A 19838-nucleotide genomic window follows, 5' to 3' on the forward strand; every position below is an offset into this window, starting at 1 on the left:
GGTGGCCGCCAAGTCCGCCCGGCGTGCGGATGAGGCGTGACCGCGTCGTACCCACCGGCCGGTGGTCGCTGAGCTCGCCCGGCGTGCCGCCACTCCGCGACCGCGTCCCGCCAACCGGCCGGTGGCCGCCAAGTCCGCCCGGCGTGCGGATGAGGCGTGACCGCGTCGTACCCACCGGCCGGTGGTCGCTGAGCTCGCCCGGCGTGCCGCCACTCCGCGACCGCGTCCCGCCAACCGGCCGGTGGCCGCTGAGCTCGCCCGGCGTGCGGATGAGGCGTGACCGCGTCGTACCCACCGGCCGGTGGCCGCCAAGCCCGCCCGGCGTGCAGGCGAGCCGCGACCGCGTCCCGTCAACCCCGGCCCACCCCACACCCAACAGCAGCCGCCAACTTGCCCCGGCCACCCGCCTTTCCGGGCCGCTCGCTCGCTTCTCACCCGTGCTGGAGCGAGCCGGGTCAAGGGTGGCCCGCAGGGCCATCGGCGCAGCCGACGCGGAGCGCAGCGCAGCGCCCTTGACGCGGCTCGCGGAAGCACGACACTGCCAAGAAGCGGGCGGCCCCGACGGTCACGTCGATAGCGGGGGTGGTCTCAGCGCCCCCTTCAGTGTTGAACGGCGGTCAGGCGATCCAGGCGGTCGTACTGGGCCTGCGTCAGGGAAACACCAGCCGCCCTCACGTTCTCCTCCAGGTGCTCGATCCTCGCCGTACCCGGAATCGGCAGGACAACCCGTGAGCGGGCGAGCAGCCAAGCCAGCGTGACCTGTGTCGCCGTAGCGCCGGCTGCCTCCGCCACCTCGGCGATCTCGGCCCTCGCACCACCCGTGCCCGCCGCCACCGGACGCCACGGGAGGAACGCGATGCCCGCCTCCTCGCACGCATCGAGTACGGCCTCGTGCTCGCGGTCGAGGAGGTTGTAGCGGTTCTGCACGCTCGCGATGTCCACGATCGCGCGTGCCTCGTCGAGCTCGGCGACCGTGACCTCGGAGAGGCCGATCCGGCCCACCTTGCCCTCGGTGCGCAGGTCGCGGAGGGTGCCGAGCTGGTCGGCGAGGGGGGGTTTCCGGTGAGATGCGGTGGAGTTGGAGCAGCTCGAGCCGGTCGGCGCGGAGGCGGCGGAGGGCGTCGTCGACCTGGGCGCGCAGTTCGGCGGGGCGGCCCGCGTGCCGCCAGCCCTCGCCCGAGGCCGTGTGCTGGAAACCGACCTTGGTCGTGACGAGGAGGTCGTCGGGGTACGGGTGCAACGCCTCGGCCAGGAGCTCCTCGTTCGCGCCCCAGCCGTAGAGGTGGGCCGTGTCGATGAGGGTGACGCCCAGTTCGACCGCCCGTCGGGCCACCGCGAGGGCGACGTCACGCGCCGCGGCCGGCTCGGTCGGCAGATGCATCGCGCCGAACCCGATCCGCCCCACCTCCAGATCGCCGCCTATGCGAAACGTCCTCGCCACCATACGCCGTCTCCCCCTCTGCTGAACTGGACCCCGTGACGATCATTCCGAACCGCCTGCTGCACGCCCTGGAGCGCTTCAACGCCGCCCACCCATGGGATCACAACCAGCATTACCACCCCTGGATCCTGCGGCAGTTGCCCCGGCGGAAGAAGCTCGGGCGTGCCCTGGATGTGGGATGCGGGGCGGGCGACCTGGCCCGGCTGTTGGCGGCGCGGGTGGCGGAGATGGTGGTCGGGATCGATCCCGATCCGGAAATCGTCGGCCGGGCGCGGGAGTCGACCCCGGCGGACGCGGCGTCCGTGACCTTCGCCGTCGCCGCTGCGCCGGACGGTATCCCGGATGGCCCCTACGACGTCATCACCTGCGTCGCCGTACTCCACCACCTTCCGCTGACCGAGACCCTCACCCGGCTGCGTGACCAACTGGCGCCCGGCGGAACGCTGGTGGTGGTCGGGTGTGCGCGCGAGGAGACGGCCGTCGACCATCTGCTCAGCCTCGTGTCTGTGCCGCTCAACCTTGCGATGGGCTGGGTCAAGAACAGGGGGCGTACGGCGCCGCGATCCGTCTCAATGACTGCCGTGACCCGGTCTCCGGACACGACGTTCGCGGATATCGCCCGGGAAGTACGCCGCACCCTCCCAGGCGTACGCCTTCGACGTCGGCTGTTCTGGCGGTACACGCTGGTCTGGCGTGGCTGAGAACTCAGTCTGCGTAGTCCTTCAGCTTTTCGGTGTCGAGGGTGATGTTCACGGGGGCGGGGAGTTCGATGGTGGCTCCGTACGAATACGAGGGGCGTCGCTGGTAGATCCCTCCCCTGGGATTGCCGTGCACGACCAGAGTGTCGTTGTCCCGGTCGATGAGCAGGTAGACCGGGATGCCGGCTTCCGCATAGCCGCGGGGCTTGTCGATGCGGTCGCGGCGGTCGGTGTCGCGGTCGTGTGAGGTGACCTCGATGACCATGAGGACGCCGTCCGGATCGGCCCAGTCGCCGTCCTGGGCAATGAAGTGATCGAGCGGTGCCAGAGCGCCGTCCGCGCAGGCGTGCCCCTTGCGGTAGGCGCCGATCCTGAGGCCCTGCTCGGGGTACAGGGCAAGCTCAGGACGTTGCTGCATGAACAGCCGGATGAGCCACATGATGATGGCCCTGTGGCGCTGGTCCGGCAAGGGTTTGACCTCTAGCTTTCCATCGATGAGTTCGAGTTTGACCCCCTCGGGAGCTTTGCGCGCCAGTTCCTCGAAGTCCTCGACCTCGATGCGGTCGCCCTTGACGTACAACCGTCCTCCGAGGAACTCGAGCTTCACGTGCTTCGGGGCCCTGGCGGCCAGTTCCTCGAAGTCCTCGGCGGACATCTGTGGGCGCTGAGCAGTGCTGGGGGTCATGGCTTCGCCTCCTCCCCTCCATGGTGCCCCGGGGCGGTGGCGTCGGATCGTTGGGGCGGTCATGTGAGTGTCCTGTCTCGACGGTCGATCATCGCGGAGCGGATCTCGGCCGCCCGTGTGCGCACGGCCACGGCGCTCAGGGGCGCGGTGGGGCGTGTGGGGTCGGTTTTTGCCCGGCAGGTGCCGCACACGCCACCCGGCAGTGCCTCCGGTCGGCCCGGCGTACCGCACTTCGCGCATTCGAGGACACGGAGGGGCGGCCGGGGTGCGGGCTGTGGCGGGAGCTTGGTGGTCAGGCGCTTGCGGAGCAGTGCCGCCGGGTGGTGGACCGGCGTGGGCAGACCGCTGGTCAGGGCGTGGAGTACGGCCTCGTCGGTGGCACCCCGTGCGAACCACTCCGCCACCAGCGGGGCGAGCGCCGCGCAGTCGGCCTCCGAGAGGGACAGGACGGGCGCCGTACGGCCGAGGGCGGCGAGGAGGATGTGGGCGCGCGAACGGGTGGAGCGGGGGCGGTCGGGTGGCTGTGCCGACTCCCGCGGTACGTCGCCCCTCGTGAACGCCGCCCACCAGTCATCGTCCCGTGCGGTACGGGAGAACCACGATCGGGTGATCCAACGCGTGCAGCCGGAGTCTGCGGTCAGGTGTTCGCGTCCCCGGCGCAAGTGGCCTGCCCGTTGAAGGGTGTTGAGGGCGGTGCGGAGGGCGCACTGTCCGTACGGCAGCGTCTTGGCCAGCGTCTTTAGGAGATGTCGGCGCCGTCGGGGAGGCGGTCGATGTAGGCGGCGATGGCGGCTTCGCGGGGCGGGAGGTGGGCGAAGTCGTGGGCCGTGTGGGGGCGTTGGTCGGGGGCGCTGCGTTTTCCGTAGCCCGGGTTGGACATCGGGTGCGAGGACGCGTGCGCGGGCAGGAAGGCGGCACTAAGCTTGGCGTCAGCCATGGGATCGAACTGTTCCTTCGATCTTGTAGGTCAAGCCCCCGCAGGTGTTGGCGCACCTGGCGGGGGCGTTCGTTATTCGGGCACGCTAGACGATCGTCACCGTGCGTGGCAAGCCGAACGCGTCAAGTCAACTCGCAGGGTGGGAGGGCGGGTTGAGACCTCCACCCATTCCTTGAAAAGAGCGCTCGGAGCTGGGGACTTGAGCTTCGGGGCCGGTCAGCCCATGCTCTTCGCGCCGTCCAGGGACTCGCGGATGATGTCGGCGTGACCGGCGTGCTGGGCGGTCTCGGCGGCGATGTGCATCAGTACCCTGCGGGCCGACCATCGAGCTCCGGGCTCGTTCCACGGGGCCTCGGGCAGCGGGTGGGTGGCGTTGAGGTCGGGGAGGGACGTGACCAGTTCGTCGGTCCGGCGGGCCGCCTTGTCGTAGTCGGCCAGCACGCCGGCCAGCGTCTCGCCGGGCAGCATCCGGAACTCGTCGGCCCGCCGGGCCCAGTCGGCCTCGGTCAACTTGGTGAAGTCGGGCATCGCCGACGGGCCGTCGAGGATGAAGTCCGCCCAGTGGCGTTCCACCGACGTGACGTGCTTGATCAGGCCGCCCAGGCACAGCTCGCTGGCGGTGGTCCGCTGCCCGGCCTGCTCGTCGGTGAGGTCGCGGGTGGTGAGGCGCAGGAAGTGCCGGCCGTGGGCCAGCATTTCCAGCAGGTCGGTGCGCTCGTCGGTGGTGATGGCGTGCGTGGTTTCAGTCATGGGGGCACGCTAGGAGTTATAGAGGTCAGATTCTGACCTCTATAAACCGTTCTCTAGCCGCGCTTGAGGCTTTCGACGAACGCCGACCATGGCTCGGCCCGGAACACGAGCTTCGGGCCGTGGGGGTTCTTGGAGTCGCGGACGGGGACGAGGGCGGGGTGGCCGTCGGCGACTTCGAGGCACTCGTTGCCGCCACCGCCGCTGTAGCTCGACTTGTGCCAGATGGCCGTGCTCAGGTCGTAGTCAGGGAAGTTCCTCATGGGCGTAATCCTGCGCCAACGCCTCGATCAGGGCCAGGGACTTCTGCGGTGAGAGTGCGGAGGCCGCGAGGAGCTCGAAGGTGAGCCTCAGCTGGGCGACGGTGGCCGGTCGTCCTCCAGTCGTCCGGTGCTGGGACGTGTCGGCGAGGTCATGGGACATGTGGTCGGCAAGGTGCAGGTGCGGCCCGTCGGGGGCGGTCGAGAGTGGGACTGTCCGCCGGATGTGCTGGGGCCCGCGCCCCGGGAGGAGGTGCTGCGGGCCCGGGTGCGGGGCGCCAACAAGGAGTCGGGGCCGCCGGTTACGCCAGGGCGAGGTAGCGGCCGGAAACCGCACCCTGGAAGGTTTCAGGTTCGCCTCGCCGGACCTTCCCGGCACGCTGGCCCCCCAACGACGCAGGAGCTGACCACTCCTTCGTCACCGCACATCGGGGGTACCGACCATGTACAACAGCAACAGCAACAGCAACAGCAACAGCAACAGCAGCGCGCACAGCGTCATCGTGGTTCCCAGGCACCGCCATCCGTACGTCCCGGGCGGCGGCCGCCGCGGAGCCGTCGCCCAGATACGGCTCGCGCCCGGTGAGCGGCTGGCCTTCGGGCGCGTTCCCACGGGCGACCACGAGCGGGGGCTGACGCTCCGGCACGAGGGGATCCAGCACACCGCGGGGTGGATCACCGCGCACCGCGCCTACTGGACGCTGACCAATCTCAGCCCGTGCCAGACCTATGTCGTCGAGAACCCGGAGGGCGCGGGCGAGCACATCAAGGTGGGGCCGGGGAGGAGGGAGGCGCCGATCCCGTTCGAGTTCGGACGGGTGGTGCTGCCCGCCGGGCAGGAGCTGATCGACTTCGACGTCTGGGCTACCTGCCACGAATACCTGGGCGGGCGGGGCCACCGGGAGGGCCAGGACCACGCTCCGGCCCTCCCGGCCTTCCCGCTCGACCGGTCCCGCCGTTACTTCCTCGTCCTGGCGTCCCTCTGCGAACCACGGCTGCGCGAGGCGCCGTTCGCACGGCTGCCCAGCACCCGGCAGATCATCGAGCGGCTGCGTCCGGCCTGGCCCGCCGTCAGCAAGTCGGCGGTGCAGTGGAGCGTCGACTACCTGGCCGAGAAGCTCGCTCTGACGCCGGCCCGGCACAGCGGGAAGCGCGAGTCACTGGTGTCACTCGCGCTCCGCTTCGATCTCGTACAGGAGGAGGACCTCGTCCTCCTCAACCCGTAGATCGTCAGACCTTGTACGTGTACAGCTCCGCGGTGATCGACGAGCCCCTGCCCGTCCACTTGAACTCTTCGCGGTCGCCCTTCGGGCAGGCGGCCTTGCTCCGCACGGTCTCGCCGTCGACGACGGCCTTCACCTTGGCGCACTTGCCGTCCGACTTGGTGTCCTCGACCCAGCCCTCGATCGTGACCATGCCGCCGCGGCAGTTGATCTCCCAGTAGGCCTTGGCGCCGCTGACCCTCGGGTCGAAGTTTTCCCCGCAGGTACCGGCCGCGGCCGTACCGGAGAGGCCGAGGACGGCACCCCCGGCGAGTACCACCGCGCCCGCGCCCACCGCGGACAGCTTCTTGATCCTGGTCATCGCAGTCATCGCAACCCCGTGATTCGTTCGGTGTTTCCGGGGCTCCCTGCGAGCCCCGTGCACTCGATTCTGGGGAAGGAGGCCGCTACCGGGTACTGAGCGAAGTCAGGGTCTGCCGAGGTCAGTCCTCCGCCGCCCGCAGGGCGGCCCGGAGATGGCCGTTCGCCGTGGACAGGAGCGTGGTCGCGGTGGGGGCGTCGACGTCGGCCAGGAGGATGAGGATCGCCGTCTTCACCTCGCCCCCGGCCTGGGCCAGCGCCGCCTCGATCTCGGCGTCGGCCGCGCCGGTTGCCAGCGCGACGATACGGCGGGAGCGGGCGCGCAGCTTGTCGTTGGACGCGCGTACGTCGACCATCAGGTTCCCGTACGTCTTGCCCAGCCGGATCATCGTGATCGTCGAGAGCATGTTGAGGACGAGCTTCTGCGCGGTGCCGGCCTTGAGGCGGGTGGAGCCGGTGATCAGTTCCGGTCCCACGACGATCTCGATGCCGTGATCGGCGGCGGCCGCGAGCGCGCTGTCGGCGTTGCAGGCCAGGCCGATCGTCAACGCGCCCTGTCTGCGGGCGTGTTCGACCGCGCCGATGGCGTACGGGGTGCGGCCGGACGCCGAGATGCCGACCACCGTGTCGGCGGACGTGAGGGCGAGGGCGTCGAGGTCGTCCCGGGCCAGTTTCTTGGAGTCCTCGGCGCCCTCGATCGACGTCACCATGGCCTCCCGGCCGCCCGCGATCAGGCCGACGACCTGGGAGGGGTCCGTGTTGAAGGTCGGCGGACACTCGGAGGCGTCCAGTACCCCGAGCCGACCGGCGGTGCCCGCACCGGCGTAGATCAGCCGGCCGCCGTGCGACATGCGGTCCGCTACGGCGTCGATGGCGGCGGCGATCTCGGGAAGGCGCTGAGCGACGGCGGCCGGGACGGAGGTGTCCTCGCCGTTCATGAGCCGGGCGATGTCGAGGGTGGCGAGCTGATCGATGTCCGACAGCTCGGGACGGAACGCCTCGGTGGTGAGGGATTCCAACTCGGCTCGGAGGTGGCGGGGGTTGGACGTAGAAGTCATGGAGAAACGGCCCTTTTCAACTTCGTGTACTGGACGCGCCTCAGGGGCGGCCTACCGACGATGCCGATGCGCCAACGCCTCATAAGACGCCGACAACGCGGGCGCAGCCGTCTCATACGTCCTCTGCGCCACCCCCACGAACAGACAGTCCACCACCAACAGCTGACTGGTCCGCGAGGACATCGCCGCCGGCCGCAGCTCGCTCTCCCGAGCCGTGGACGTCGTAAGAATGTGATCGGCGTACTGAGCGACCGCCCCGTCGGGCCGCCCGGTGATCGCCACGGTCGTGGCCCCGTGCTCGAAGGCGACCCGCAGCGGCTCGATGACATCGCCCGTGGACCCCGAGTGCGTGATCGCGATGGCGACATCCCCCGCCCGCAACTGCACCGCGTTCGTCACGGCGAGATGCGGATCGCTGTGCGCATGGGCTATCAGCCCTATGCGCAGGAGCTTCTGCGCGAGATCCTGAGCGACGAGTCCACTGGCCCCCACCCCGTACACATCGATACGGCGAGCTGAGGCAGCCGCCGTCACGGCCGCGCCCAACTGCACGGTGTCCAGGCCGGCGGCCGTGTCCGCGAGGGTCTGCTGTTCGTCGTAGGCGAGTTTGGTGACGACGTCGGCGATCGGGTCGTCGACGGCGATGTCGGCCGTCACGGCGGGCGCGCGGCCCGACTGCTGCTGGGCGGCGAGGCCGGCGAGGGCGAGGCGCAGATCGCGGTAGCCGGGGTAACCGAGGAGACGGGCGGTGCGGACGACCGTCGCCTCGCTGGTGCCGGTGAGTTCGGCCAGGCCGGTGACCGTGAGGGCCGCGCAGCCCGCCGGGTCGCCGGCGACGGCCTCGGCGACCCGCTGCATGGAACGGGTCATCGACGGGGCGAGAGTGCGCACCTTGGCGGCGAGGGCGGCGGGTGCGGGAGGTGCGGCGCCCGAGGTGCCCGCATGCCTTTGGAAAGTTTCCTTCACGTCATGGGTCACACTTGAAAGATATTTTCGGCCCGGTGTTGTGGTCAAGAGTGCGCACAATGGGGGCATGGACGGCATGGAACCCATCAGCCCCTTGGAGCAGGCGTTGCACGCGGCACGCGCCCTCGTGCTCGCCGACCTCGTCGCGGGCGAGGTCGCCGAGGCGAACGTCGTGTCGATGGTCGAGGAGTCGGTCGTACAGCGGCGCTGGTGGGTGGAGCAGTGGCCGGAGGGCGTGGAGTTCGTGGCCGGGCTGCTCGCCCAGGACGTACAGGACGCGCTGCTGGAGCGGTACGGGCGCTGGCCGCTGTGCCCGGTGTGCGAGGCCGGGGACCCGCACGCGCTGGACGTCGAGCCGGAGCTCGGTCCCGACCCGCACTGGGTGTGCCACAAGGCGGGCGTGAAGGTCGCCGCGGTGGGGGCGCTGGGGTCGGCGGCCGGCGGGACACCGTCCTCGTGACCGTCTACATCGACCCGCCTACCTGGCCGGGACACGGCCGCATGTGGTCCCATCTCGTGAGCGACGTGTCGTTCGACGAACTGCACACGTTCGCCGAGGGGTTGGGGGTCCCGCGCCGGGCCTTCGAACGCGACCACTACGACATTCCCTCGCACCGGTACGCCGACGTGGTGCGGGCCGGGGCGGTGGAGGTCAGCAGTCGTGAGGTGGTGCGGCTGTTGCACGGGGCGGGGCTGCGCAGGCCCAAGGGGCGACGGACGGCATAGGGCCTGTCCGGACAGCACACCTAGTCAGGCCGGGGTGGCTCATGGGTGGCTCGCCGGGTCTCGTACCAGGTGACGCCCACCGGTTCACCCGACAGGTTCCAGCTCCACGAGATCGTCGGCGTGATGCGCAGGTAGTGGCCGTAGCCGACCATCCCGTCCCGCTTGACGGGCCCGTCCGCCTCGCCGTACACACGGACGCCGCGGGCGACGAACGGATCGATGGAGTCGAGGTCGTCCACGACGAAGGCGACCTTGCGGCGGCCGCTCATGACGTTGCGGATCTTGCGGGTGCCGAGGACCTCGTCGCGGGGGCCTCCCACCCAGAAGTGGGTCCCGTCGAACTCGAGGGCCACCGGCACCACGTCCGGCTGCTCGTCCGCGCAGAGGCTGGCGAGCCGGGCGAGGGGGTGGGACCGGAGGTAGGCGATCTCCTCGTCGGTGAATGACACGGGCGGCTCCTTCGGGCGGCGGACCTCCTGCCCAGGCTAGGGCCTGTCCGGCGGATCAGGTCGCAGGGCAGAGACGGTGCCGATGTGGCGCCGGTGAGCGGGGTCTGGTGCGTGCAGCTGCAAGGCGGAGGAGGGAGTCGACGCGGAGCGTCGGCGAGTGACGACAACGCGGCAGATGTGCGTGCCAGACCCCGCGTCTGCGGCATGATCCGCCGGACAGGCCCTAGGAGGACAGCGGCCGCCGACGGCGGACGTACAGGCTGAGTGCGTCGTCCATGTCGTCGTCGTGTGCCTCGTGTGCCTCGTGTGCCTCGTGTGCCGTTCGTTCCTCCTCCAGCGTCGCCCGGACGTAGCCGGCGCGGGTGGCCACCGCCTGTGACGGGTGGTTGTCGTCGTAGATCGACGCGATGAGTGTGTGTACGTCGTCGCGGGCCAGGGCCCAGTCGGACAGCGCGCGCAGGGCCTCCGTCGCGTAGCCGTGGCCGCGGGCCGTTTCGGCGAGGTCGTAGCCGACCTCGGCGCGGGCGTCCTCGTCGGGTGCGCCGTGGAAGCCGATGCCGCCGAGGGCGCGGCCGTCCTCGCGGCGTACGAGTACGAACAGGCCCCACTCGGGGCGGTGCAGGCCGACCTCGTAGGCCTTGACGACCATTCCGGCGGCTTCGCGGGTGCCGTGGAAGGGGCCGGCGTCGATCCAGTCGAAGCCGCCGTCGCCGCCGAGCCGCAGGTCGTGTGCGGCGGCGGGGGTGACGCCCTGGAGGGTGAGGCGGTCGGTGGGGATGACGAGGTTGTTGTGCCAGCGCCAGTCCGTGACGGGCGTACGGCCGGGGAGGTCGCCGCGGCCGGTGGCCCAGAGGAGGGTGGGCCAGGCGGTGGGGCCGGGCCGGACGTGCGGGAAGAGCCGGGCCAGGATGTCCTCGCACAGCTCGGCCGGGGGCTCGTAGGGCAGGCCCAGGCCCTCCGCGACGTCGTGCGTGTGCAGCAGGACCTCGGTGATGCCCATCGAGGCGAAGCCCTCGCGGTTCGCGCTGCGGAAGGGGTAGGGGTGGAAGGCGCGGACCTCGCGGGGCGCGGTGTCGACGGCGGCGGCGAGCAGCGCGCCGGTCGTCTCGACGACGTGCAGCAGGCCTGTGTTGTCGGTGCCCTCGTCGAGGGTGATCTCGAAGGGGACGTAGGCGTCCTGCGCGCGTCCGGCCAGCTGTGCGGCGTACGCGATGAGGTCCTCGGCGATGTGGAAGACCGTCGTCCGGCAACTCCACTCCAGCCGGCCCGCCTTGACCCCGTCCCAGTCCTGGTCCGTCGCCGTCCGCAGCAGCGCCACGGTGCCGGCGACGGCCTCTCGTACCTGTTGCCCACCCATGGTCCGCATACGGGTCACGCTACGGCTCCCGGCCCACCGGGAGCGACAGCATTTCCAGCTCGCCGGTGAGGTTGTAGCGGGCCGTCGCCTCCCACTCCGCCTTGCCGTGCGGGGTGCTGAACAGGGCGGGGAGGGTCAGGAGTTGGCGGAGGATCGTGGAACGGCCCTCGCGGAAGGCGTCGTTCGGGATGAAGTGGTACTCCTCGCGTACGGCGGCCGTGTACGCGGCGTACGCGGACGGCGGCGCGGCGAGGATCGCGAGGTCCGCGTCGCACAGGACCTGGCCGTTGCGGTCGTCGGGGGCCGGGGCGTGGGTCTCCGTGAGGCGGACCAGGCGGGCCACCTCGGCGGTGTTCTCCGGTGACACTCCGGCCTCGGGGAGGGCGCGTTCGGCGAGACGGGCGGAGCGTTCCTCGTTCTCGGAGCGGTCGGGGAGGTAGACCGCGTCGTGGAACCAGGCGGCGAGGCGGACGAGGTCCGGGTCGGTGGCTTGGTTCCCTGGGGCTGCCTCCAGTTCGTCGATGTGGTCGAGGACCGCGGTGAGGTGGGTGAGGGTGTGGTAGCGGCGTTGGGGTTCCTGCCAGCGGGCCAGGAGGTCGTCGGCGTACGGGGTCGCGTCCGGGCCGTCGGCTCTGGCTGCTCTGGCTGCTTCCAGGGCTCGTACGAAGCGGGGGCGGAGGGCGTCGGGGTCGGCCATCTCTTCATTCTCCCGTGGCTCGGCCCGTGGACCCTGGCGTGGAGGCCATGACTTCGACTGACGTGCACGACGTACGGGATCCCGAGCTGCCGGGGCGGTTGCTGGTCGTCGAGCGGGATGCGCTGATCCCGCTGTTGCGGGGGCGGTCCGACGCCGACTTCGCGGTGCCGACCCTGGCGTGTCCGGGGTGGACCGGGCGGGATGTGCCGGCGCACTGTCCGGCTGCCCTGATGCGGGTGGTGGAGAGCCGGTTCGAGGAGGGGGTGTTCTCGCCCGAGTCCAACGACCGGGACATCGCCGAGCGTGCCGACTGGCCGAACGCGCAGGTCGTCGACGAGCTCGAACGCGGGATGACCGAGGCCGGGCCGGTGATCGCCGAGGCGGGCGGGGTGCTGGACGGGATCGCGCTGGGGATGGGGGTTCCCCCACGCCTTTGAGGCAGTGGGGGGAGGGTGCACGCCGGTGACGTGCGGGAGGCGCTCGGGGAGCCGGGGGCGTATGCGGGGCCGGGGCTGCCGTACGCGCTTCGGCTGCCGGCGTGGCTCACCCGGGAGCGGGGGCATCTGCCGGTGCACGCCGACCTCGACGATGGGGGCACCTCCCACGCCTTTGAGGCAGTGGGGGAGGACGAGCCGCTGCGGCTCGGTGACGCGGGGGCGCAGCGGACGCCGGCGCGGTTCATCGGGGACGCGGCGACGCTCGTACGGCTGTATGCGGGGCGGTCGGCGGCGGGGGTGACGTATGAGCCGGCGGGGGCGGAGGTGGGGGACCTGAGCATTTACGGGTGAGTCCCGGCGGGGCCCGTGCGTGGGCGTAGGCTTGGATTGGACTAGACCTGTAGCCGCCGAGGAATGGGGTCCCATGAGCAAGCGTGCAGTCCTGGAGGTGATCGCCCTCGACGTCGAGGACGCGGTCGCCGCCCAGGCCGGAGGTGCGGACCGGCTGGAGCTGGTCACCGACATGGCGGCGGACGGGCTCACGCCGGCGGTCGGGACGTTTGCCGGGATCCGTGCCGCCGTCGACATCTCGCTGCGGGTGATGCTGCGGCTGGAGGGCGGGTTCGCGGCGGGGGATGTCGAGCGGCTGGTGGGGGTGGCTCGGGAGATGCGGGATGCCGGGGCCGACGAGTTCGTGCTCGGGTTTCTTGACGTGGACGGGGCGGTGGATCTGAGGGCCGTGGAGAGGGCCGTCGGGGAGCTGGGTGGGTGTCGGTGGACGTTCCATCGGGCGATCGACCATGCCGCCGACCGGGATGCGCTGCGGAAGCAGTTGGACGGTCTGCCCGGGCTTGACACGTACCTCACGGCCGGGGCGGCTGGTGGGGTGGATGACGGGCTGGGGGTGCTGCTCGCGGAGGCGGCGAGGAGCGGGGAGCCGGGGTATGAGCAGCGGATTCTGGTGGGGGGCGGGCTGCGACTGGAGCATGTGCCGGTGTTGCTGGATGCCGGGATCGACGGGTTTCACATCGGCGGGGCCGCTCGGCCGGGGGGTTGGGGGGAGTCGGTGTCGGTGGAGGCGGTGGCGGCGTGGCGGAGGATGCTGGACGGGGGTGAGGGGGGCGACGGAGGGTGAGGGGGGCCGTGCCTCTTCGTGCCGTCTACCAGGGGGCTCCGCCCCGCCCCCTGGACCCCGGCCTATGCCCACCCACCACCCGCTTACGGTCGGGAGAAGGGGTTCCCTGCACAAGCTGCGTCGGCAGCGGTGCCCCATGCGTCACGATCAGGCCCGACACCGCCCGCGTCAGGGCGACGTACAGGCGGCGCAGGCCGGTCCGTTCGTCCGGTTCGCCGTCGACCACCGCCTGGGGTTCGTCCAGGACCACGTAGTCGTACTCCAGGCCCTTCGCCAGTGACGCCGGGACCAGGGTCAGGCGGGTCTCCCGAGTGGTCTCCTCGCCGGGGGCCAGGTAGGTGATACCCGCCGTCGTCAGCGCCTCCTCGAGCTCCGGCACACGGGCGTCGGCCGCGATCAGGCCCGTCGAGCCCTCGTTGCGCAGCAACTCCTCGCAGGCCGCGATCACTTGGGCGGTGGCGGTGACGGGGCGGACGTCGAAGAAGCCGGGGTTCTCGCGGACCGACGCCACGGGGGTGAGGCCGGGGGCGATGTGGGGGAGGAGGCGGGAGGCGTAGGTGATGACGTCCGTCGGGACGCGGAAACCGGCCGTCAGTTCCTCGATCACGCCGTCCGTCTTGCCGAGGTGGGCCAGCGCCTCGTCCCAACTCCGCGTCGCCCAGGGCGTGGTGCCCTGCGCCAGGTCGCCGAGGACCGTCGCCGAGCCGGTGGTGCAGCGGCGGCCCACCGCCCGGTACTGCATGGGGGACAGGTCCTGCGCCTCGTCGAGGACGACATGGCCGAGGGAGTGTGTGCGTTCGACGATGTCCCTCGTCTCGTCGATCAGCACGGTGTCCGCCGGGGACCACCTGGCGGACTTCACCGACCGCACCGGCTTCGCCCACAGGATCGTCTTCTGCTCGTCGCCGGTGAGGACGCCCTCCGCGTGTACGGCCAGGAAGTCCGCGTCGGTCAGCAGGCGCAGGACGAGTTTCGCGGGGTCCACGGGCGGCCAGATCGTCTTCACCGCCGCCTTCACCGCGGCGTTGCGGGCCACCGCGTCCTGCACCCGGTCGTCCGGCGCCTCGCCCGACCGTTCCATCTGCACCAGCACGGCGTGCGCGATGCGCTGCGGCAGGGCGTCGCGGGCGGCGCCGTAGCGGATGTCGCGGGCCAGCAACTCGCGGACGATGTCCTCCAGTTCGTACGCGGGGACCCGCCAGCGGCGCGAGCCACGCACCACCACGACCGGCTCGGTGGGCATGGTCACGTGCGAGTAGACGGCGCGCCGCAGCACCTGAGCCATCCTCGCGTCGCCCTTGACGATCGCGGCGGCCGCGTCGTCCGACCCGCGCACCTCCACGTGGGCGACGAGGCCGTCGACGGTGGCCTGGCTCACCGTCAACTCGCCCAGGGCCGGCAGCACCTGCTCGATGTAGTGGAGGAAGGAACGGTTCGGTCCGATGACCAGGGTGCCGGTGCGGGCCAGGCGCTCTCGGTGGGCGTACAGCAGATACGCGACGCGGTGCAGGCCGACGGCCGTCTTTCCGGTGCCCGGGCCGCCCTGCACACAGACCGTGCCGCCGAGTCCGGACCGTACGATCTCGTCCTGCTCGGGCTGGATCGTCGCCACGATGTCGCGCATCGGGCCGACGCGCGGGCGCTCGATCTCCTGCTGGAGCAGCTTGCTGGTTCTCGCCGCCTCGGCGGGATCGGAGAGGTGCTCGTCCTCGTACGCCGTGAGGTCGCCGCCCGTGTAACCGAACCGGCGGCGTAGCGCCACGTCCTGCGGGTCCTTCTTGGACGCCCGGTAGAACGGCTGCGACACCGGCGCCCGCCAGTCGATCACCATCGGGTCGCCGTCGGCGTCGTGCACGTGCCGGCGCCCGATGTGCAGTGTCCGATAGGCGGCCTCCGGTCGCGGGCGGTCGCCGTCCGCTCCCTCGGCCCGGTCCGCGCCCGGAGCGTGCAGGTAGTCGAGGCGGCCGAAGAACAGCGGGGTGTCGCTGAGGTCGGCGAGGGCCTTGACGCGCTCGTCGATCTGGCGGGCCAGGACCTGGGCGTTGACCCAGTTCGCGGCCACGTCCGTGATGTCGAGGGACTCGACGTCCTCGCGCATCGTGCGCAGGGCCGCGCGGGAGTGGGCGAGGTGGGAGCGTTCGCGGGAGAGCGGGTCTACGGGGTCGTCGACGGGCGTGGACAAGGGGGTGCCTCCGGAGGGACCTGCGGTGTGGGCGATCGTCGTTCGCCGTGAGTGTCCGGGCGATCGGTCAAGGTCGTGCCGGCCGGTTTCCGTCCGGGCGGCGGCGCTCCGTGAGGGAGGCGGGCAAGAGCGGAGATTCTAGGTGAGCGGGCGAGTGGGAGGCCAATGGTTTTCCCGTCCCCTAGGATCCTCCAGCAGGATCCCCTAGGGGACGGGTTGTCCTCCCTGAGGGGAAGGGCTCCATCCACGGGTGTACGTGTGCAGTAGTGAGGTTCGGTCCGCAGGCCGATGCCGTTTTATGTCCCTGGAGCCACCATGGAGACATGAGCGCAGCAACCATCAACCCAGCCTCCGTCCGCCGCCCTCCGACCGGAGCGACCGCCGTCACCGGCAGCCATTCCCACCGCCTCGGCGACGCCCTGCGGGCCATCAAGGTCTTCGCGGGCGCGGCCGTCAGCGTCGTCATATTCGGCGAGTACGGCGAGGAGGCAGGAGTCGTCCGCCGCAGGTAACCGCCCAGGGCCGACTCCCGACGCGACGTCCCTCCGCGGGCCATGCGCTCCTGCCCGCAGACATGGACGGGTGGCGTCGTGGATTCGAGTCTGAGTACGTCAGCGCGCACCGGATGAGTAGCCGCACCCGTGTCCCGGACCCGTCCGCGCGCTTCACTTCCCGCATGACGACACAGCCCTTCGGGGCACAGCCCATGAGCCCGCCCCAGCACCCGGACGACCGGGACCCCCTGGCCTGGGTGGCGCCGCTCGTGGCATCGGTGGTGTTGCTGTTCCTCGGGCCGACCGCGCTGTTCCTCGGCGGGCTCTCCATCATGGCCACGGACAGCTGCGGCTCCGACTGCTCGTCGGCGCTGACGACGCAGCTGTCCGTGATCTACGGGACGATCGGGATCGGCGGAATCCTCACGGTCGCGGCGTACGTCGTCGCATGGGCGCTGCCGTGGAAGCGCCGCTGGACGGTGGTGCGGGCGTGTGTCGCGGCGGCCTCGCTGCTGCCGCCGCTGCTGGTGGTGTTCCTGGTGTTCACGCTGCCCGCGCCGTAGCTGTCCGTGGCTTTCCCGGCTCCGTGGCTCTCCGTGGCTCTCCGCCCGGCTCAGCCCCTGCCAGGATCCCGGCTCAGCCTCCAGCCAGGATCTCGTCCGCGTCCATGATCCGGTACGCGTACCCCTGCTCCGCCAGGAACCGCTGCCGATGGGCCGCGAAGTCCTGGTCGAGGGTGTCGCGGGCGACGACCGAGTAGAAGTGGGCCTGGTGGCCGTCGGCCTTGGGGCGCAGCACGCGGCCCAGTCGCTGTGCCTCCTCCTGGCGGGAGCCGAACGTGCCGGACACCTGGATGGCGACCGTCGCCTCCGGCAGGTCGATGGAGAAGTTCGCGACCTTCGACACGACCAGCACACTGATCTCGCCCTGGCGGAAGGCGTCGAAGAGCTTCTCGCGCTGGGCGTTGGAGGTCTCGCCCTTGATGACGGGGGCGTCGAGGTGCTCGCCCAGTTCGTCGAGCTGGTCGATGTACTGGCCGATGACGAGGATCTGCTGCCCGGCGAAGCGGCGGACGATCGCCTCCGTGACCTTGCGCTTGGTCTCCGTCGTCGAGCAGAAGCGGTACTTCTCCTCCGTCTCGGCGGTGGCGTAGGCGAGGCGTTCGGCGTCCGTGAGGTTCACGCGGACCTCGACACAGTCCGCGGGCGCGATGTAGCCCTGCGCCTCGATCTCCTTCCAGGGTGCGTCGAACCGCTTGGGGCCGATGAGGGAGAAGACGTCCGACTCGCGGCCGTCCTCCCGGACGAGGGTGGCCGTCAGACCAAGCCTGCGCCGCGCCTGGAGGTCCGCCGTGAACTTGAAGACGGGGGCCGGCAGCAGATGCACCTCGTCGTAGACGATGAGGCCCCAGTCGCGGGAGTCGAACAGCTCCAGGTGCGGGTAGACGCCCTTCCGCTTCGTCGTCAGGACCTGGTACGTCGCGATCGTGACCGGGCGGATCTCCTTCCTCGTCCCGCTGTACTCACCGATCTCGTCCTCGGTCAGTGACGTCCGCTTCACCAGCTCGTGCTTCCACTGCCGCGCGGAGACGGTGTTGGTGACGAGGATGAGGGTGGTGGACTTCGCCTGCGCCATCGAACCGGCGCCGACGAGGGTCTTTCCGGCGCCACAGGGGAGTACGACGACCCCGGACCCGCCGTGCCAGAAGTTCTCCACGGCCTGCTTCTGGTACGGCCGCAGCGCCCAGCCGTCCTCGGCCAGCTCGATGGGATGCGCCTCGCCGTCCACGTATCCGGCGAGGTCCTCGGCGGGCCAGCCCAGCCGTAGCAGCGTCTGCTTGATCTGGCCGCGCTCGGAGGGGTGCACGGCGACCGTGTCCGGGTCGATCCGGGCGCCGACGAGCGGGATGATCCGCTTCGAGCGCAGGATCTCCTCCAGTACGGGCCGGTCGGTGGTGGTGAGCACCAGACCGTGCGCAGGGTGCTTGGACAGCGTCAGCCGTCCGTAGCGGTCCATCGTCTCCGCGATGTCGACCAGCAGCGCGTGCGGCACCGGATACCGGCTGAACTCCACGAGCGCGTCCACGACCTGCTCGGCGTCGTGCCCGGCCGCGCGCGCGTTCCACAGGCCGAGCGGCGTCACCCGGTAGGTGTGGATGTGCTCGGGTGCCCGCTCCAGTTCGGCGAACGGCGCGATCGCCCGGCGGCATGCGTCCGCCCGCTCATGGTCGACCTCCAGGAGCAGGGTCTTGTCGGACTGGACGATTAGGCAGGACACACATACCTCCGGGGATAAGGTTGTCTCACGACAGAAACAACGCCTGTCACAGCACGGGCTATGCCCCGTGCCCGACGCCGGAAGGGCGTCCCGGCCAGCGCGCCGGGGATGCGCGCCGCTATCTATGTTCGCCTATCGCGCGAGACCGACGAGACGACTTCGCCCGAACGCCAGCGCGCGGCCTGTGAGGCGTTGTGCGAGGCGCGTGGCTGGGAGGTCGTGGCCGCCGAGGAAGACATCGATGTCTCGGGCTTCTCGCGCGGGCTCGACCGGCCGGGACTGCAACGCATCCTGACCAGGCTTGCCGAGCTGGACGTGATCGTGTTCTTCAAGATCGACCGGCTTGCGCGCTCGACGGTCGACTTCGCGGAGATCATGCGACTCGCCGAGCACCAGAGCGTTGCGCTCGCGTCGGCGACGGAGCCGCTCGACCTCACGTCGTCCATGGGCCGGGCCATGGCGAAGGTGATCGCGGTCTTCGCCGAGCTGGAGTCCGACACCATCGGCATGCGGGTGTCCAGCGCGCACGAGCACCTGCGGCGTGAGGGCCGCTACACCGGCGGCCGGGTCCCGTACGGATACATGGTCGTCCCCAACCCCAATGGGGCGGGCAAGGTTCTCGCGGTCAATGAGGACGAGGCCAAAACGATCAGGGCGATCGTGGAGCGAGTCCTGACCAAGGACTCGCTCATGCAGATCATCAACGACCTCAACAAGGAGGGTGTCCCCTCCCCTGGCCACACCTCACGCCAGACCACGGGCAAGCGCAGCGACTCCAAGCAGTGGTACACGACGACGCTGCGGAGCTTGCTGGGCAACCACCAGTTGCTCGGCCAGGTGATTGAGGACGGAAAGCCGATCCTGCGGACGGACGGCCTGCCGCTGGTCAACCGCCCGCCGATCCTCGACACGGACACCTGGCAGGCGCTCCAGGACGAGTTGGAGCGCCGGGCCAATCCCGGTGAGAAGCGCCGGGAGGGGACGTCGCTGCTGCGCGGCATCATGCCCTGCGGAGTCTGCGGCGAGCGCATGTACACCTTCAGCGGGCGCAACGGTCAGCTTCGGTACCGGTGCATCGGCCCTCTGAAGTACCGCCAGCGGGCGGCCAAGGGGGAGGAGAAGCAGGGCGTGAAGTGCTACGGGCCGACCGTGGCGGGCGTGACCACCGAGGAGCACGTCACCGAGCAGTTCCTCGCGAAGTACGGGCACCTTTCCGTGATGCGGATGGTCCAGGAGGTGGGTGAGGACTTCCGCCCGCAGATCAGGCAGGCCGAGGAAGCGTTGGCCGACCTGCAAAAGGATCGCTACGACCGGGGCCTGTTCAGGGGCGACGACGGAGCGATCCGGTACGCGGAGCAGTACGCCAAGCTGGAGGAGCGACTGGCGACCCTGAAGGAGAGGCAGCGAACGGCGAAGCCGGGCGGCGTGAAGGCGGAGCCGACCGGAGAGACGCACGCCGAGCAGTGGAAGCGCTCGGACGTGGCCGGTAAGCGAGATTTGCTGTTGAACGCGGGCGGCTACGTGGAGGTGGCACCCGCGAGGCGCGGCGGCAAGAAGCTGGACACGTCGCGTCTGTCGGTGCACTTCGGCGAGGAGGGGCACATGCGGCGGGCGGCAGCGGCGAAGGAGAGCGAACGGGAGACCGAGGCGGCTGACAGCCAGGGCTGACGCCGATGTCACCGGACACACGCAGCGGCGCCCCCACCTCG

19 protein-coding genes and 4 pseudogenes are annotated in these 19838 nt (G+C 70.6%); 9 read left to right on the forward strand and 14 right to left on the reverse strand.

Annotated elements, in window-relative coordinates:
* Positions 1 to 600 precede the first annotated feature (600 nt).
* Positions 601 to 1444 (reverse strand): annotated as a pseudogene (locus AQJ91_RS14270) (aldo/keto reductase).
* A gap of 32 nt (positions 1445 to 1476) precedes the next feature.
* Between AQJ91_RS14270 and AQJ91_RS14275 the strand changes: the two are divergent.
* A complete protein-coding gene (locus tag AQJ91_RS14275; protein WP_067020712.1) occupies positions 1477 to 2142 on the forward strand; it encodes a class I SAM-dependent methyltransferase in 666 nt (221 codons plus the stop codon).
* A gap of 4 nt (positions 2143 to 2146) precedes the next feature.
* Here AQJ91_RS14275 and AQJ91_RS14280 read toward each other — a convergent pair whose 3' ends face one another.
* The 5 genes and pseudogenes from AQJ91_RS14280 to AQJ91_RS49340 all read right to left on the reverse strand — a co-directional run.
* Complete coding sequence (locus tag AQJ91_RS14280) at positions 2147 to 2824, reverse strand: Uma2 family endonuclease (protein ID WP_079084904.1); 678 nt, start codon at positions 2822 to 2824, stop codon at positions 2147 to 2149.
* 59 nt (positions 2825 to 2883) lie between these two features.
* Positions 2884 to 3761 (reverse strand): annotated as a pseudogene (locus AQJ91_RS14285) (hypothetical protein).
* Between the two features lie 216 nt (positions 3762 to 3977).
* Positions 3978 to 4511 (reverse strand): DinB family protein, encoded by a 534-nt coding sequence (locus AQJ91_RS14295; RefSeq protein ID WP_067020722.1) that lies wholly within the window; start codon positions 4509 to 4511, stop codon positions 3978 to 3980.
* Between the two features lie 53 nt (positions 4512 to 4564).
* Positions 4565 to 4771, reverse strand: a complete 207-nt coding sequence (locus tag AQJ91_RS14300) for a DUF397 domain-containing protein (RefSeq protein WP_067020724.1) — start codon at positions 4769 to 4771, stop codon at positions 4565 to 4567.
* Positions 4755 to 4900, reverse strand: a pseudogene (locus AQJ91_RS49340) (transcriptional regulator); the annotation flags it as partial. The pseudogene AQJ91_RS49340 and the gene AQJ91_RS14300, both read right to left, overlap by 17 nt.
* A gap of 311 nt (positions 4901 to 5211) precedes the next feature.
* On the opposite strand from AQJ91_RS49340, the gene AQJ91_RS14310 reads away from it, so the two are divergent.
* Positions 5212 to 5994 (forward strand): FHA domain-containing protein, encoded by a 783-nt coding sequence (locus AQJ91_RS14310; protein WP_234382236.1) that lies wholly within the window; start codon positions 5212 to 5214, stop codon positions 5992 to 5994.
* A gap of 4 nt (positions 5995 to 5998) precedes the next feature.
* Here the strand turns inward: AQJ91_RS14310 and AQJ91_RS14315 are convergent, their stop codons facing one another.
* From AQJ91_RS14315 to AQJ91_RS14325, 3 genes are all read right to left on the reverse strand, one after another.
* Complete coding sequence (locus tag AQJ91_RS14315; RefSeq protein WP_067020728.1) at positions 5999 to 6352, reverse strand: hypothetical protein; 354 nt, start codon at positions 6350 to 6352, stop codon at positions 5999 to 6001.
* 121 nt (positions 6353 to 6473) lie between these two features.
* On the reverse strand, positions 6474 to 7409 hold the full coding sequence (gene murQ / locus AQJ91_RS14320) for an N-acetylmuramic acid 6-phosphate etherase (RefSeq protein WP_067020730.1): 936 nt from the start codon (positions 7407 to 7409) through the stop codon (positions 6474 to 6476).
* Positions 7410 to 7460: 51 nt separating this feature from the next.
* Complete coding sequence (locus AQJ91_RS14325; protein ID WP_067020733.1) at positions 7461 to 8387, reverse strand: MurR/RpiR family transcriptional regulator; 927 nt, start codon at positions 8385 to 8387, stop codon at positions 7461 to 7463.
* 64 nt (positions 8388 to 8451) lie between these two features.
* On the opposite strand from AQJ91_RS14325, the gene AQJ91_RS14330 reads away from it, so the two are divergent.
* Together AQJ91_RS14330 and AQJ91_RS14335 are read left to right on the forward strand one after the other, a co-directional pair.
* A complete protein-coding gene (locus AQJ91_RS14330) occupies positions 8452 to 8835 on the forward strand; it encodes a hypothetical protein (RefSeq protein ID WP_067021097.1) in 384 nt (127 codons plus the stop codon).
* Positions 8832 to 9101 carry a DUF4031 domain-containing protein gene (locus AQJ91_RS14335; protein WP_067020735.1) on the forward strand — a complete coding sequence of 90 codons (270 nt, stop codon included), beginning with the start codon at positions 8832 to 8834 and terminating at the stop codon, positions 9099 to 9101. The genes AQJ91_RS14330 and AQJ91_RS14335 overlap by 4 nt, the downstream gene beginning before the upstream one ends.
* A 20-nt stretch (positions 9102 to 9121) precedes the next feature.
* On the opposite strand, the gene AQJ91_RS14340 is transcribed toward AQJ91_RS14335, so the two are convergent.
* The 3 genes from AQJ91_RS14340 to AQJ91_RS14350 form a co-directional block, all read right to left on the reverse strand.
* Positions 9122 to 9550, reverse strand: a complete 429-nt coding sequence (locus AQJ91_RS14340) for a PPOX class F420-dependent oxidoreductase (RefSeq protein WP_067020736.1) — start codon at positions 9548 to 9550, stop codon at positions 9122 to 9124.
* Positions 9551 to 9773: 223 nt separating this feature from the next.
* On the reverse strand, positions 9774 to 10916 hold the full coding sequence (locus AQJ91_RS14345; RefSeq protein ID WP_079084918.1) for a GNAT family N-acetyltransferase: 1143 nt from the start codon (positions 10914 to 10916) through the stop codon (positions 9774 to 9776).
* Between the two features lie 10 nt (positions 10917 to 10926).
* Positions 10927 to 11604: an HD domain-containing protein gene (locus AQJ91_RS14350; RefSeq protein ID WP_067020738.1), complete on the reverse strand. Its 678-nt coding sequence runs from the start codon at positions 11602 to 11604 to the stop codon at positions 10927 to 10929.
* A 47-nt stretch (positions 11605 to 11651) separates the two neighbouring features.
* Between AQJ91_RS14350 and AQJ91_RS14355 the strand changes: the two are divergent.
* Together AQJ91_RS14355 and AQJ91_RS14360 are read left to right on the forward strand one after the other, a co-directional pair.
* Positions 11652 to 12392: pseudogene (locus AQJ91_RS14355) on the forward strand (maleylpyruvate isomerase family mycothiol-dependent enzyme).
* A gap of 73 nt (positions 12393 to 12465) precedes the next feature.
* Positions 12466 to 13176 (forward strand): copper homeostasis protein CutC, encoded by a 711-nt coding sequence (locus AQJ91_RS14360; protein ID WP_067020741.1) that lies wholly within the window; start codon positions 12466 to 12468, stop codon positions 13174 to 13176.
* Positions 13177 to 13201: 25 nt separating this feature from the next.
* Here the strand turns inward: AQJ91_RS14360 and AQJ91_RS14365 are convergent, their stop codons facing one another.
* Positions 13202 to 15358 carry a HelD family protein gene (locus AQJ91_RS14365; RefSeq protein WP_234382239.1) on the reverse strand — a complete coding sequence of 719 codons (2157 nt, stop codon included), beginning with the start codon at positions 15356 to 15358 and terminating at the stop codon, positions 13202 to 13204.
* A gap of 323 nt (positions 15359 to 15681) precedes the next feature.
* Here AQJ91_RS14365 and AQJ91_RS14370 point away from each other — a divergent pair, with 323 nt between their 5' ends.
* Together AQJ91_RS14370 and AQJ91_RS14375 are read left to right on the forward strand one after the other, a co-directional pair.
* Positions 15682 to 15870, forward strand: coding sequence for a hypothetical protein (locus AQJ91_RS14370; protein ID WP_067020744.1), 189 nt, complete (start codon positions 15682 to 15684; stop codon positions 15868 to 15870).
* Positions 15871 to 16034: 164 nt separating this feature from the next.
* Entirely contained in the window at positions 16035 to 16415 is a 381-nt protein-coding gene (locus AQJ91_RS14375) for a hypothetical protein (RefSeq protein ID WP_067020747.1), read from the forward strand.
* A gap of 73 nt (positions 16416 to 16488) precedes the next feature.
* Here AQJ91_RS14375 and AQJ91_RS14380 read toward each other — a convergent pair whose 3' ends face one another.
* A complete protein-coding gene (locus tag AQJ91_RS14380) occupies positions 16489 to 18129 on the reverse strand; it encodes a DNA repair helicase XPB (RefSeq protein WP_067020750.1) in 1641 nt (546 codons plus the stop codon).
* Between the two features lie 60 nt (positions 18130 to 18189).
* Between AQJ91_RS14380 and AQJ91_RS14385 the strand changes: the two genes are divergently transcribed.
* Positions 18190 to 19797, forward strand: coding sequence for a recombinase family protein (locus tag AQJ91_RS14385; RefSeq protein WP_079084907.1), 1608 nt, complete (start codon positions 18190 to 18192; stop codon positions 19795 to 19797).
* Positions 19798 to 19838: the final 41 nt, after the last annotated feature.

The sequence above is a fragment of the Streptomyces dysideae genome, from assembly GCF_001514305.1.
Taxonomy (GTDB): Bacteria; Actinomycetota; Actinomycetes; order Streptomycetales; family Streptomycetaceae; genus Streptomyces; species Streptomyces dysideae.

Coding starts and splice junctions, on each gene's coding strand:
- AQJ91_RS14280 (WP_079084904.1), bottom strand. CDS start 2,824: ATGACCCCCAGCACTGCTCAGCGCCCACAGATGTCCGCCGAGGACTTC.
- AQJ91_RS14295 (WP_067020722.1), bottom strand. CDS start 4,511: ATGACTGAAACCACGCACGCCATCACCACCGACGAGCGCACCGACCTG.
- AQJ91_RS14300 (WP_067020724.1), bottom strand. CDS start 4,771: ATGAGGAACTTCCCTGACTACGACCTGAGCACGGCCATCTGGCACAAG.
- AQJ91_RS14310 (WP_234382236.1), top strand. CDS start 5,212: ATGTACAACAGCAACAGCAACAGCAACAGCAACAGCAACAGCAGCGCG.
- AQJ91_RS14315 (WP_067020728.1), bottom strand. CDS start 6,352: ATGACCAGGATCAAGAAGCTGTCCGCGGTGGGCGCGGGCGCGGTGGTA.
- murQ (WP_067020730.1), bottom strand. CDS start 7,409: ATGACTTCTACGTCCAACCCCCGCCACCTCCGAGCCGAGTTGGAATCC.
- AQJ91_RS14330 (WP_067021097.1), top strand. CDS start 8,452: ATGGAACCCATCAGCCCCTTGGAGCAGGCGTTGCACGCGGCACGCGCC.
- AQJ91_RS14345 (WP_079084918.1), bottom strand. CDS start 10,916: ATGCGGACCATGGGTGGGCAACAGGTACGAGAGGCCGTCGCCGGCACC.
- AQJ91_RS14350 (WP_067020738.1), bottom strand. CDS start 11,604: ATGGCCGACCCCGACGCCCTCCGCCCCCGCTTCGTACGAGCCCTGGAA.
- AQJ91_RS14360 (WP_067020741.1), top strand. CDS start 12,466: ATGAGCAAGCGTGCAGTCCTGGAGGTGATCGCCCTCGACGTCGAGGAC.
- AQJ91_RS14370 (WP_067020744.1), top strand. CDS start 15,682: ATGAGCGCAGCAACCATCAACCCAGCCTCCGTCCGCCGCCCTCCGACC.
- AQJ91_RS14375 (WP_067020747.1), top strand. CDS start 16,035: ATGACGACACAGCCCTTCGGGGCACAGCCCATGAGCCCGCCCCAGCAC.
- AQJ91_RS14385 (WP_079084907.1), top strand. CDS start 18,190: ATGCCCCGTGCCCGACGCCGGAAGGGCGTCCCGGCCAGCGCGCCGGGG.